The organism is Limnohabitans sp., assembly GCF_031538885.1.
GTDB lineage: Bacteria > Pseudomonadota > Gammaproteobacteria > Burkholderiales > Burkholderiaceae_C > Limnohabitans.
Genome location: NZ_JAVKLW010000093.1, coordinates 1 through 12901, shown reverse-complemented (window position 1 = coordinate 12901; position 12901 = coordinate 1). Strand labels below are relative to the sequence as shown.

15 protein-coding genes and 1 tRNA gene are annotated in these 12901 nt (G+C 54.8%); 13 read left to right on the top strand and 3 right to left on the bottom strand.

What is annotated here, in order from left to right:
- Nucleotides 1–379: 379 nt before the first annotated feature.
- Genes RMS03_RS07560 through RMS03_RS07550 form a run of 3 tightly spaced genes read right to left on the bottom strand, consistent with a single transcriptional unit; the run spans nt 380 to nt 2657 of the window.
- Nucleotides 380–1564 (bottom strand): VWA domain-containing protein, encoded by a 1185-nt coding sequence (locus RMS03_RS07560; protein WP_310626469.1) that lies wholly within the window; start codon nt 1562–1564, stop codon nt 380–382.
- 9 nt (nt 1565–1573) lie between these two features.
- Complete coding sequence (locus RMS03_RS07555) at nt 1574–1789, bottom strand: hypothetical protein (protein ID WP_310626468.1); 216 nt, start codon at nt 1787–1789, stop codon at nt 1574–1576.
- 13 nt (nt 1790–1802) lie between these two features.
- Nucleotides 1803–2657, bottom strand: coding sequence for a MoxR family ATPase (locus tag RMS03_RS07550; protein ID WP_310626467.1), 855 nt, complete (start codon nt 2655–2657; stop codon nt 1803–1805).
- 57 nt (nt 2658–2714) lie between these two features.
- On the opposite strand from RMS03_RS07550, the gene RMS03_RS07545 reads away from it, so the two are divergent.
- The 13 genes from RMS03_RS07545 (at nt 2715) to RMS03_RS07485 (ending at nt 12863) form a co-directional block, all read left to right on the top strand.
- The gene (locus RMS03_RS07545; protein ID WP_310626466.1) at nt 2715–3377 is read left to right on the top strand and encodes a c-type cytochrome; all 663 of its coding nucleotides are present in this window, start codon (nt 2715–2717) and stop codon (nt 3375–3377) included.
- 186 nt (nt 3378–3563) lie between these two features.
- Nucleotides 3564–3770, top strand: coding sequence for a hypothetical protein (locus RMS03_RS07540; RefSeq protein WP_310626465.1), 207 nt, complete (start codon nt 3564–3566; stop codon nt 3768–3770).
- A gap of 25 nt (nt 3771–3795) precedes the next feature.
- Entirely contained in the window at nt 3796–4836 is a 1041-nt protein-coding gene (gene tsaD, locus RMS03_RS07535) for a tRNA (adenosine(37)-N6)-threonylcarbamoyltransferase complex transferase subunit TsaD (RefSeq protein WP_310626464.1), read from the top strand.
- Between the two features lie 151 nt (nt 4837–4987).
- Nucleotides 4988–5251: a 30S ribosomal protein S15 gene (gene rpsO, locus RMS03_RS07530; protein ID WP_104799150.1), complete on the top strand. Its 264-nt coding sequence runs from the start codon at nt 4988–4990 to the stop codon at nt 5249–5251.
- A 195-nt stretch (nt 5252–5446) separates the two neighbouring features.
- Nucleotides 5447–7579: a polyribonucleotide nucleotidyltransferase gene (pnp, locus tag RMS03_RS07525; RefSeq protein ID WP_310626463.1), complete on the top strand. Its 2133-nt coding sequence runs from the start codon at nt 5447–5449 to the stop codon at nt 7577–7579.
- A 27-nt stretch (nt 7580–7606) separates the two neighbouring features.
- Complete coding sequence (locus RMS03_RS07520; protein WP_310626470.1) at nt 7607–8608, top strand: NAD(P)H-quinone oxidoreductase; 1002 nt, start codon at nt 7607–7609, stop codon at nt 8606–8608.
- A complete protein-coding gene (gene tpiA, locus RMS03_RS07515) occupies nt 8608–9366 on the top strand; it encodes a triose-phosphate isomerase (RefSeq protein WP_310626462.1) in 759 nt (252 codons plus the stop codon). Before RMS03_RS07520 ends, tpiA begins: the two co-directional genes overlap by 1 nt.
- A gap of 24 nt (nt 9367–9390) precedes the next feature.
- Nucleotides 9391–9729, top strand: coding sequence for a preprotein translocase subunit SecG (gene secG / locus RMS03_RS07510; RefSeq protein WP_310626461.1), 339 nt, complete (start codon nt 9391–9393; stop codon nt 9727–9729).
- 109 nt (nt 9730–9838) lie between these two features.
- Nucleotides 9839–9923, top strand: a tRNA-Leu gene (locus tag RMS03_RS07505).
- A gap of 87 nt (nt 9924–10010) precedes the next feature.
- A complete protein-coding gene (locus RMS03_RS07500) occupies nt 10011–10370 on the top strand; it encodes an NADH-quinone oxidoreductase subunit A (protein ID WP_108359119.1) in 360 nt (119 codons plus the stop codon).
- A gap of 40 nt (nt 10371–10410) precedes the next feature.
- Nucleotides 10411–10887 carry an NADH-quinone oxidoreductase subunit B family protein gene (locus RMS03_RS07495; RefSeq protein ID WP_100132916.1) on the top strand — a complete coding sequence of 159 codons (477 nt, stop codon included), beginning with the start codon at nt 10411–10413 and terminating at the stop codon, nt 10885–10887.
- A gap of 24 nt (nt 10888–10911) precedes the next feature.
- Nucleotides 10912–11526, top strand: a complete 615-nt coding sequence (locus RMS03_RS07490; RefSeq protein ID WP_310626460.1) for an NADH-quinone oxidoreductase subunit C — start codon at nt 10912–10914, stop codon at nt 11524–11526.
- An 83-nt stretch (nt 11527–11609) separates the two neighbouring features.
- Nucleotides 11610–12863 (top strand): NADH-quinone oxidoreductase subunit D, encoded by a 1254-nt coding sequence (locus RMS03_RS07485; RefSeq protein WP_310626459.1) that lies wholly within the window; start codon nt 11610–11612, stop codon nt 12861–12863.
- Nucleotides 12864–12901: the final 38 nt, after the last annotated feature.

Genomic DNA, 12901 nt, shown 5'->3' with positions numbered 1-12901 from the left:
TTTGGTATCGTTCTTCTCGGCTGAGGTGCTTGTACATTGGGCAACTTCGACTTGGCGGTTAAAGCGGCCATGATGCTCTCGCATCCTCAGCCACCTATAACCAGTTCATCTTTGTTGCACTTCGTCCTTGAATCCGCCCTACATAAAAAACAGGTAGCTACGTGCTACCTGTTGTCATTTCTAGGCTACTACTTTTCCGTCTCCGTGTGCCAAATTTGTTTCAAGTCTACCTTGGATTAAGGTGGATTTCGAGGGATTAGCAGAGTCTGCTTTCCGTACAAATCAACAACTTAGCTTTGGTTTGGCGCCCTACCAAGTCGCTTAGGAGGGGAGAGTTCTATCCATTGAACTACGGCGGCAGTAGGAATATTTTACGGCGCTACTTGCTCAGCATCCGCATGGCTTCTTCCAAGCCTTTGAGCGTGAGCGGATACATGCGGTTGCTGACGATTTGTTGAATGATGGCAATGCTCTGGCGGTATTGCCACACGCCTTGTGGCTCTGGGTTGATCCACGCAAATTTGGGGAAGGCATGTAGCAGGCGTTGTAGCCACTCGGCACCGGCTTCTTCGTTGTTGTATTCGACGCTGCCACCCGGCTGCACAATTTCATAGGGGCTCATGGTGGCGTCGCCGATGAAGATGAGTTTGTAGTCTTTGTTGTATTTGCGAATGATGTCCCAAGTCTCGAACTTCTCTGCGTAACGTCGCTTGTTGTTGCGCCACATGAAGTCGTACACGCAGTTGTGGAAGTAGTAAAACTCCAGGTGTTTGAATTCGGCTTTGGCGGCAGAGAACAGTTCTTCGACCTGTGCAATGTGCTCGTCCATGGTGCCGCCTACATCCATGAGCAGCAACACTTTGACATTGTTGCGGCGCTCGGGCCGCATCAAGATGTCCAAGAAGCCTGCATTGGCTGCGGTTTTGTGAATGGTGCCGTCGAGGTCTAGTTCTTCCACAGAGCCTTCACGCGCAAAGCGTCGCAGGCGACGCAAGGCTACTGTGATGTTGCGTGTGCCCAGCTCTTGGGTGTCGTCATAGTCTTGGTAAGCGCGTTGGTCCCATACTTTGACAGCACTTTTGTTGCCCCCTTTGCCGCCGATGCGAATGCCTTGCGGGTTGTAGCCGCCATTACCAAAGGGCGAGGTGCCCCCTGTGCCTATCCATTTGTTTCCGCCTTCGTGGCGTTCTTTTTGCTCTTCGAGGCGTTTTTTGAGGGTCTCCATCAACTCATCCCAGCCCATTTTTTCGATGGCGGATTTTTGCTCTGGGGGGAGTTCTTTTTGCAGAACTTTCTCTAACCAATCGAGGGGCACTTCTTGGGTGAAATCGGTCAGCAGCTCCACACCCTTGAAGTACGCGCCAAAGGCGCGGTCAAATTTGTCATAGTGTTTTTCGTCCTTGACGAGGATGATCCGACTTAAAAAATAAAAGTCATCCAAGCTGCATGCCTCACTGCTAGGGCCGACGACTTGCGCTTGCAAGGCTTCTAGCAGCGTGAGGTACTCCTTCACCGAAACTGGCAGCTTGGCGGCGCGCAGGGTGTAGAAGAAGTCAATCAGCATGGCTCGGCCTTATTGCGTTTCTGTTTTCGGCGCACGGACACGGCGTGCCGCTTGCAAGCCCATGCCGCCCCCGATACCGATCAAGAGGATGGCGATGATGCTGCCCGTGCCATAGCCCTCGGCAAACAGATTCAAACCAAATGTCACGCCTAGGCCATAGCCGAGCAGGGCACCAATGACAAAACCAACCGCATCGGTCAGACCTTCAATGAGAGAGGCAAACATGGGGGCGCTTTCTTTAACGGTTGCGGTTTTGCATGGACACCAGTTTTTCAAACAGCGTCACGTCTTGTTCATTTTTCAACAGTGCGCCCACGAGTGGCGGGATCGACACTTTGTCGTCGGCAGTTTGCAGCGCTTCGAGGGGAATGTCTTCTGCCACCAAGAGCTTGAGCCAATCAATCAGTTCGCTGGTGGACGGTTTCTTCTTGAGACCCGGCAGGTTACGAATGTCAAAGAAGGTTTTCATGGCCGCCGTCAGCAGCATTTGCTTGATGCTGGGGAAGTGAACCGCCACGATGTGGCGCATGGTGTCCGCATCTGGAAATTTGATGTAGTGAAAAAAGCAGCGGCGCAAGAACGCGTCTGGCAACTCTTTTTCGTTGTTGGAGGTGATGAACACCAGTGGCCGCGTTTGGGCTTTGATGAGTTGGCGTGTCTCGTAACAATAAAACTCCATGCGGTCGAGTTCACGCAGCAAGTCGTTGGGAAACTCGATGTCGGCTTTGTCGATTTCATCGATCAGCAATGCGACCGGTTGTTCGGAGGTGAACGCTTGCCACAACACCCCTTTGAGGATGTAGTTGTTGATGTCCTTCACGCGCTCAGCGCTCTCGACATCGGCCATCTGGCTGTCACGTAGACGACTCACGGCGTCGTATTCGTACAGACCTTGCTGGGCTTTGGTTGTGGATTTGATGTGCCATTGCAACAGGGGTAAACCCAGGGCTTGGGCCACCTCTTCTGCAAGCATAGTCTTACCTGTGCCAGGCTCACCCTTGACCAGCAAGGGCCGCTTGAGTGCAATGGCTGCATTGACCGCAAGCATCAAGTCTTGGGTTGCAACGTAGTTGTCAGTACCTTTGAATTTCATGGGTAAGTTCCGTCTATTATTTGAGTTACATCAACCTCTTGGGATTGTGGTTTGCATATGAAAAAGTTTGTCTCGTTCGCGTTTGCTCTGACTGTATCTACCTTGTCTTCGCTATCGATGGCGCAAGATGTGAAGGGTGATGCTAACGCAGGTGAAAAGAAAATTGCGATGTGTATCGGGTGCCATGGCATTGTGGGCTACCAAGCCAGTTTCCCTGAAGTTTATAAAGTGCCCAAAATTTCTGGCCAAGGTGAAAAGTACATCAGCACCGTACTCAATGCCTACAAAAAAGGCGAGCGTAAGCACCCCACGATGCGTGGCATTGCCGACAGCTTGACCGACCAAGACATCGCAGACATTGCGGCTTATTACGCCAACCACGGCAAAGTGCAAGGCGCGACCTTGCCAGACAAAGCCACCGAACCCAAAGGCAATGTGGCCGCGCTGTTGACCAAAGGCGCATGCGTCTCCTGCCATGGCGAAAACTTCGCCAAGCCAATTGACCCTAGCTATCCCAAAATTGCAGGTCAACACCCAGACTACTTGTATGTGGCATTGAAGTCCTACAAAGTCGAAGGGGCCCCCACTTGGGGGCGCGGCAACGGTGTGATGGGTGGTGTGGCGAAACAATTCAGCCTTGCAGAGCTCAAAGAGCTGGCCAACTACATGGCGTCACAGCAGGGCGATTTGAAAACTGTGCCTCAAAGCAAGTTCCGCTGAGCGGTCTCGCTGCGCTGCAAAGCCCGCTGAATGCGGGCTTTTTTCATGGGCTTTTGGTAAGCACGGAAATAGGCTTGCAAAGTTGTTTCTGCCAATGCCAACAGTCTGTTGTCTTCGTAAGCACCGTGGGTCGAGGGGAGCGTCAACCACAGGCTGGATCGCTTTGAGGTAGAGCACTTCAGTTTTTTGCAGATTGGGCGTGCGCAAAAGTTCACGGACTTTGTCTTGGTGGAAGACGACGCCCTGGGCCTGACTAGGCGGTTGGTGGATGCGTCTTATGCGCGCACGGTGTTGGACTTGTTGCAGGCCAATACATCTTCAACTTCAGTGTTGTATGAGCAGGGCCAAGCGCAAGTACCCGAGCTGTTGTCCGCACAAGATGCGACGCAATGAGTTGACCGCATAAACTTAGCGGCTTATGTTGATCCTCGGTATTGAATCTTCTTGCGATGAAACAGGTGTGGCGCTGGTCCAGGCAGATGGACAGGCATTGCCCAAATTGTTGTCTCACGCGCTTTACAGCCAAGTGGCCATGCATGTGGCCTATGGTGGTGTGGTGCCTGAGCTGGCCAGTCGTGACCATATTCGACGCGTGATTCCGCTGACGCGTGAGGTGATGAATGAGGCGCAACGGGCTTTGCAGGATGTCGATGTCGTGGCCTATACCCGTGGCCCAGGTTTGGCGGGCGCTTTGCTGGTGGGGGCGGGGGTGGCTTGCGCGTTAGGCGCGGCTTTGAACAAGCCTGTCTTGGGCGTGCATCATTTGGAGGGGCATCTGTTATCCCCGTTTTTGAGCGAGGACCCACCTGAGTTTCCGTTTGTCGCGCTTTTGGTGTCTGGTGGTCACACGCAGTTGATGCGGGTAGAGGGTGTGGGGCGTTACGTGTTGCTGGGAGAGACGGTTGACGATGCCGCAGGCGAGGCTTTTGACAAGTCGGCCAAGCTCATGGGCTTGGGCTATCCCGGTGGCCCTGCCTTGTCTCAATTGGCTCAGCAGGGCGACCCTGCCGCTTTCAAGCTGCCACGTCCTTTGCTGCATAGCAGTAATTTGGATTTCTCATTTGCGGGGCTCAAAACCGCCGTGATGACACAAGCCAAAAAACTCGGGGGTGAGTTGGAGGCCCGTAAAGCCGATTTGGCTGCCTCGACCGAGGCCGCCATTGTGGAAGTGCTTTTGAAGAAGTCGCTCACCGCTTTACGTGACACTGGTTTGAAGCGCTTGGTCGTGGCGGGCGGTGTGGGGGCGAATCGGCATTTGCGCGAGCAGCTCAATGCAGCTTGCCAGCGCCAAGGTGTGCGAGTGCATTACCCCGAGTTGCACCTGTGTACGGACAACGGGGCCATGATCGCCATGGCCGCTGCCATGCGTCTGCAAAGCGGCGAGGGCGGCATGGCTCAAGCCCAACCGCGCTATAGCTTTGACGTCAAGCCGCGCTGGCCGCTGGCCGAGTTGGTTTGACCGAGCGAGCGGTGCTTGTAGTCGGCTTAGTCGAGGTCGGCTGCAACGCCTGCTATATGCTATACTCTGTTGGCTTTATCTTTAGGGATAAGCCAAGCACGTTGCACCAACTTCCACGGTGCAACGCAAGTCAAATATTCAAGGAAAACCCATGTTGACAGCAAAAATTGCCGAAGTCGTCAAAGACAACGCACGCGCCGCAGGCGATACAGGTAGTCCCGAAGTCCAAGTAGCTTTGTTGACTGCACGTATCAACGAACTCACACCTCACTTCAAACAACACGCCAAAGACCACCATGGTCGCCGCGGTTTGTTGCGTATGGTGAGCCGTCGTCGCAAATTGCTTGACTACCTCAAGTCAAAAAACTTTGATCGTTACGCCGCGCTGATTGCCAAGCTTGGTCTGCGTAAGTAACAAGCTCAAGTTCTCGCGACAAACGCCTGAGTTTTCAACGAGCTCAGGCGTTTTGCACTTTTAAACACTCGTTTCACAACTGGCACGACAACAAGGCGCAGATTCGACAGCTGTGTCATTCCAAAAAAGCCCCACTTTTCTGGAATGGCATCGTGTGCTGCACCAAGTTGAAGCCAAATTTCATTAGGAAAACACATGTCAATTTTCAATAAAGTTACCAAAACCTTTCAGTGGGGCCAACACACGGTCACCATGGAAACTGGCGAAATCGCTCGCCAAGCCGGCGGCGCTGTGCTCGTCAACATGGACGACACAGTGGTGCTGGCCACTGTCGTGGGTTCAAAGATCGCCAAAGCTGGGCAAGACTTCTTCCCCTTGACCGTGGACTACATCGAGAAAACCTACGCCGCAGGCAAGATCCCTGGCAGCTTCTTCAAGCGCGAAGCCAAGCCCAGCGAACACGAGACCTTGACCAGTCGTCTGATTGACCGTCCCATCCGTCCCTTGTTCCCCGAAGGTTTTTACAACGACGTACACGTGGTGATTCACACCGTGTCGTTGAACCCAGAAGTCGATGCTGACATTGCTGCTTTGATCGCCGTGTCTGCTGCTTTGAGCATTTCTGGTATTCCTTTCAACGGCCCCATCGGCGCCGCACGCGTGGGTTACATCAATGGCGAATACGTCTTGAACCCAGGTCAAACACAACGCAAAGACAGTCAGATGGACCTCGTGGTCGCTGGTACCGAAGCCGCTGTGTTGATGGTGGAGTCTGAGGCGCAACAGTTGTCAGAAGAAATCATGTTGGGCGCGGTGGTGTTCGGCCACGAGCAAGGCAATATCGCCATCAACGCCATTCACGAACTAGTGCGTGACGCTGGCAAACCCGCTTGGGATTGGGCCGCGCCTGCCAAGGACGAGCCGCTGATTGCCAAGGTCACCGCACAAGCTGAAGACAAATTACGCGCCGCTTACCAAATTCGCAACAAACAAGCCCGCACGCACGCTTGCCGTGAAGCTTATGGCGCGGTAATGGCTGGTTTGAAAGACGACGGCGTGGAGTTTGACTCCGTCAAAGTTGAAAACATGTTGTTCGACATCGAGGCGCGCATCGTTCGCAGCCAAATCTTGGCAGGCGAGCCCCGCATCGACGGCCGCGACACACGAACCGTGCGTCCCATCGAAATTCGCAACAGCGTGTTGCCACGCACCCACGGTTCTGCCTTGTTCACACGCGGCGAAACCCAAGCGTTGGTGGTCACCACTTTGGGTACCGAGCGCGACGCACAACGCATTGATGCTTTGGCGGGTGAGTATGAAGATCGTTTCATGATGCACTACAACATGCCTCCCTTTGCCACAGGCGAAGTGGGTCGCATGGGCTCGACCAAGCGTCGCGAAATCGGCCACGGCCGTTTGGCCAAGCGTGCGTTGGTGGCCGTGTTGCCAAGCAAAGAAGAGTTCCCCTACACCATGCGCGTGGTGTCTGAAATCACAGAATCTAACGGTTCTTCCTCGATGGCCTCGGTCTGCGGTGGTTGCTTGTCCATGATGGACGCTGGCGTGCCGATGAAAGCACACGTGGCTGGTATCGCCATGGGCTTGATCAAAGACGGTAACCGTTTTGCGGTGTTGACCGACATCTTGGGTGACGAAGATCACTTAGGCGATATGGACTTCAAAGTTGCGGGTACCACCAACGGCATCACCGCTTTGCAAATGGACATCAAGATCCAAGGCATCACCAAAGAAATCATGCAAGTGGCATTGGCACAAGCCAAAGAAGCACGCATGCACATCTTGGACAAGATGCAAGCCGCCATGGGCGAGGCCAAGACCGAAGTGTCTGACTTCGCACCGAAGTTGTTCACCATGAAGATCAACCCCGAGAAGATTCGCGACGTGATCGGCAAAGGCGGCGCCACCATCCGTGCGTTGACTGAAGAAACTGGTACCCAGATCAACATCGAAGAAGACGGCACCATCACCATCGCGGCCACAGACGGTGCGAAGGCTGAAGAAGCCAAGCGTCGTATCGAAGAGATCACGGCCGAAGTTGAAATCGGCAAGGTCTACGAAGGCCCCATCACCAAGATTTTGGACTTCGGTGCTTTAGTCAACTTGTTGCCAGGCAAAGACGGTTTGTTGCACATCAGCCAGATCGCCCACGAGCGTGTTGAGAAGGTTTCCGATTATTTGAGCGAAGGCCAAATCGTGCGCGTAAAAGTGCTCGAAACAGACGAAAAAGGTCGCGTGAAGTTGTCGATGAAAGCCTTGATGGATCGCCCGCAAGCGGACCATGCACACGACGCAGAGCCACAAGCCTAAGCTTTGTTTGAGGCGGTCGCGCACATGATGCACATCGTTGAAATCACCACGCCCGGTGCCCCTGAGGTGCTCCGTGTGGCCCAGCGGCCTTTGCCGCGGGCGGGTGAGGGTGAGTTGCTGATTCGCGTCAGCGCCAGTGGTGTGAATCGCCCTGACGTGTTGCAGCGGACGGGCAACTATCCCGTGCCTGCTGGCGCGTCGGATGTGCTGGGTCTTGAGGTGGCGGGTGTCATCGAGTCAGGCGATACCGTGGCTATGGTTGCGGCCCATCTGAAGGTCGGTGATCGCGTGTGTGCCTTGGTGGCGGGCGGTGGCTATGCGCAGTATTGCGTGGCACCTGTGGCTCAGTGTTTGTCGGTTCCCAAAGGCTTGAGTGATGTCGAGGCCGCTTCGTTGCCTGAGACATTCTTTACTGTGTGGAGCAATGTGTTTGACCGTGCGCACTTGGAAGCCGGCGAGACATTGCTGGTGCAAGGCGGCTCTAGTGGCATTGGCGTGACGGCGATTCAAATGGCCAAGGCCATGGGGGCGACCGTCATCGTGACCGCAGGCAGCGACGAGAAGTGTGCTGCGTGTGTGGCGCTGGGCGCAGACCATGCCGTCAACTACAAAACCCATGACTTCGCTGTCGAGGCCAAGCGCCTGACCGATGGCAAGGGCGTGGATGTGGTGTTGGATATGGCGGCGGGCGACTATGTGGCGCGTGAGGTGGATTGCTTGGCTGAAGATGGCCGCTTGGTCATCATCGCGTTGCAAGGTGGAGTCAAGAGCAGCTTCAATGCAGGCAAGGTGCTGCGTAACCGGTTGAGCATCACGGGGTCGACTTTGCGCCCACGCCCTGTGAGCTTCAAGGCTGCGATTGCACGTCACTTGCGCGAGCAGGTGTGGCCATTGATTGAAGCCGGGCGTATCAAGCCTGTGATTCATGCCACCTTTGACGCGGCTTCGGCGGATGGTGCTGCCAATGCGCACCGCCTGATGGAGTCGAGTCAGCACATTGGCAAGATTGTTTTGACTTGGAGTAAGTGATGAAACAAAAACTTATTGCGGGTAATTGGAAAATGAATGGCAGTTTAGTTGCCAACGAAGCTTTGGTGCATGGCGTACAGCAGGGCTTGGCGCAAGCCCTGGGTGGCAAGCACGCGCAAGTGGCGGTGTGTGTGCCTGCGGCGTATTTGTCGCAAGTGCAGCAGTTGGTCAAAGGCTCTGGCATTGACTTGGGCTCGCAAGATGTGTCGGCGTACGAGCAGGGCGCTTACACGGGTGAAATTTCGGCGGCGATGTTGAAAGACTTGGCTGTGCGTTACGCCATCGTGGGTCATTCGGAGCGTCGCCAATACCACGGTGAAACCGATGAGCAGGTGGCGCACAAAGCGCAGCGCGCCTTGTCAGCGGGCATCACACCCATTGTGTGTGTCGGCGAAACGTTGGCAGAACGTGAAGCGGGCAAAACCGAAGCGGTGGTCAAGCGACAATTGGCCGCTGTGATTTATGCCAATGATCACTGCATCAGCGAAATCGTGCTGGCTTACGAGCCGGTGTGGGCCATTGGCACAGGTCAAACGGCCTCGCCAGAGCAAGCCCAAACGGTGCATGCCGTGTTGCGTGCGCAACTCAAGGCCGCGACTGAACATTCTGAGCGTGTTCATATTTTGTATGGCGGCAGCATGAACGCGGCAAACGCCGCTGAGTTGCTGGCGCAGTCGGATATTGATGGCGGCCTCATCGGTGGCGCGGCCCTCAAGCCCGCGGAATTCTTGACCATCATCGCTGCTGCGGCGCGTTGAAATTAATACATTTTCGGAGTTTTTATGAGCATGATTTTGAATATCATCCAAGTGGTGCAGTTGTTGGCTGCGTTGGGCATGATTGGTTTGATCTTGGTTCAGCACGGCAAAGGTGCGGACATGGGCGCGGCTTTCGGTAGCGGCAGCTCTGGCAGTTTGTTTGGTGCCAGCGGCGGTGCCAACTTTATGTCACGCACAACGGGTGTGTTGGCTGCGGTTTTCTTTGTCTGCACATTGGCCTTGGCCTACTTCGGTAATCTGCATCCCGTGAGCTCTGGCAGTGTGCTCGAAGGCACTGTGGTGGCGCCTGCACCAGTGACTGAATTGTCAGCCTCGGGCGCAGCGCAAATCCCCACGAAGTAATCACAAAACCTTCAAGCCTTGGAGCGATTCGGTCTCTTTTCCAGGGTAAACTCTGAGGCTGTTCAGGAAGCGTTATCCCTCTTCGCTTTTGTAGGACAAACAACCCAAAGCCGTCGTGGTGAAATTGGTAGACACGCTATCTTGAGGTGGTAGTGGCGAAAGCTGTGCGAGTTCGAGTCTCGCCGACGGCACCATCCAAAAAAGTCTGCTGTAACTCTGGTGTCAACCAGTTACGGCAGACTTCGCAGACTAAAAACAGATAGTCAGACCGCGAGATTGAGATGAGCTTAGAACAATACCTCCCCGTCCTCTTATTCATACTTGTGGGCCTTGGCGTGGGGGTTGCTCCCCAGGCGATCGGCTTTTTCTTAGGCCCGCGTCGTCCTGATCCAGCTAAAAACTCCCCTTACGAATGCGGTTTTGAAGCGTTTGAAGACGCGCGCATGAAGTTCGATGTGCGCTATTACTTGATTGCCATCCTCTTCATCTTGTTCGATTTGGAAATCGCATTTTTGTTCCCTTGGGCCGTGGCGCTCAAGGAAATTGGTTTCATTGGCTTCATCGACATGATGATCTTCCTTGCCATCCTCGTTGCTGGCTTTGCCTACATGTGGATCAAGGGCGCCATCGATTGGGAGTAACCCAGTCGGCTCTCTGTGCTGTTGGGAATAAGGAATAACTATGTCACTTGAAGGCGTTTTCAAAGAAGGCTTCATAACCACGTCGTATGACTCGGTGGTGAATTGGGCCAAAACGGGCTCGTTGTGGCCTATGACATTCGGCTTGGCTTGCTGCGCGGTTGAAATGATGCATGCGGGCGCTGCTCGTTATGACATCGACCGCTTCGGTATGTTGTTTCGCCCAAGTCCCCGTCAGTCCGATTTGATGATTGTGGCGGGCACCTTGTGCAACAAGATGGCCCCCGCTTTGCGCAAGGTCTACGACCAAATGTCCGAGCCGCGCTGGGTGCTGTCTATGGGCTCATGCGCCAATGGCGGTGGCTACTACCACTACAGCTACTCGGTGGTGCGCGGTTGTGATCGTGTGGTGCCAGTAGACGTGTATGTGCCAGGCTGCCCACCCACGGCTGAGGCTTTGTTGTATGGCATCTTGCAGCTGCAAAGCAAGATTCGCCGCGAAAACACCATCGCACGCTAACTGCACATTGCGCAGGAAAGAAAAATGAGCCATTCCATCCAAACGCTTGAAGCTACCTTGCACGATGTGCTGGGCAGCAAAATCAAGCTCCTCGAATCCGCCTTGGGCGAGTTGACCGTGACGGTCTCTGCAGCCGATTACCACGCTGTGTGCCAAACCTTGCGCGACGATTCGCGTCTGGGTTTTGAGCAGTTGATGGACCTGTGTGGCTTGGATTACTCCAGCTACAAAGACGGCGCCCATTCCAAATTCACCGATGGTCCACGCTACGCTGTGGTGAGCCATTTGCTGTCCGTGACGCACAACTGGCGTTTGCGTGTGCGCGTATTCGCGGTGAGCGAAGACGTGCCAGTGGTGGCTTCGGTCAACGATTTGTGGAACTCGGCCAACTGGTTCGAGCGTGAAGCGTTTGACTTGTTCGGCATCGTGTTCGAAGGCCACCTCGACTTGCGTCGTTTGTTAACCGATTACGGCTTTGTGGGTCACCCCTTCCGTAAAGATTTCCCAACCTCGGGTCACGTGGAAATGCGTTACGACGCCGAGCAAAAACGTGTGGTGTACCAACCCGTCACCATCGAACCGCGCGAAATCACGCCGCGCATCGTTCGTGAAGACAACTACGGCGGTAAGCATGACTAGCCCCCACGCTTATCACTTCGTGTATTCGCTGCCCCCCAAGGGGGCGCAGGCCTCCCTCGGGGCGGCCCAGCGGGAGTCCTACCATGGCTGATATCAAAAACTACACCCTGAACTTGGGCCCCCAACATCCGGCGGCACACGGTGTGCTGCGTTTGGTGTTGGAACTCGACGGCGAAGTGGTTCAACGCGCTGATCCTCACATCGGTTTGTTGCACCGCGCCACTGAGAAGTTGGCCGAGAGCAAAACCTACATTCAATCCTTGCCCTACATGGACCGGCTCGACTACGTGTCCATGATGTGCAACGAGCACGCCTATTGCTTGGCCATTGAAAAAATGATGGGCATTGAAGTGCCAGAGCGCGCGCAATACATCCGTGTGATGTATTCCGAAATCACCCGTTTGCTCAACCACTTGTTGTGGTTGGGTTGCCATGGTTTCGACTGCGGCGCGATGAACATCTTGATTTACTGCTTCCGCGAACGTGAAGACTTGTTCGACATGTACGAAGCGGTGTCAGGCGCACGCATGCATGCGGCTTACTTCCGTCCGGGTGGCGTATACCGCGACTTGCCAGACAGCATGCCTCAGTACAAAGCCAGCAAAGTGCGCAACGCCAAGTCGGTGGCACGTTTGAACGAAGGTCGTTCAGGCTCTTTGCTAGACTTCATTGACGATTTCACCAAACGTTTCCCCAAGCTGGTGGACGAGTACGAAACACTCCTCACCGACAACCGCATTTGGAAACAACGTACCGTCGGCATCGGCGTGGTCACGCCTGAGCGCGCGAAAAACCTCGGTTTCTCAGGTGCGATGTTGCGTGGCTCTGGCATTGCTTGGGACCTGCGCAAGCACCAGCCATATGACGTGTACGACCGCATGGACTTCGACATTCCTGTGGGCAAAACCGGTGACTGCTACGACCGCTATTTGGTGCGCGTCGAAGAGTTGCGTCAGTCCAACCGCATCATCAAGCAGTGCGTGGACTGGTTACGCGCCAACCCCGGCCCCGTCATCACCGACAACCACAAGGTGGCAGCACCGAGCCGCGAGGGCATGAAGTCCAACATGGAAGAGCTGATCCACCACTTCAAGCTTTTCACCGAAGGCTTCCACGTGCCCGAAGGCGAGGCGTATGCCGCCGTCGAGCATCCCAAAGGTGAGTTTGGCATCTACCTCGTGAGCGATGGTGCCAACAAGCCTTACCGTTTAAAGATTCGCGCTCCTGGTTTTGCTCATTTGGCAGCCATGGATGAAATGGCGCGTGGCCACATGATCGCTGACACCGTGGCGGTGATTGGCACCATGGACATTGTGTTCGGGGAAATTGACCGATGAGTTCTGTAAACACCCACCACAGCGCACCGCTGTCGGCC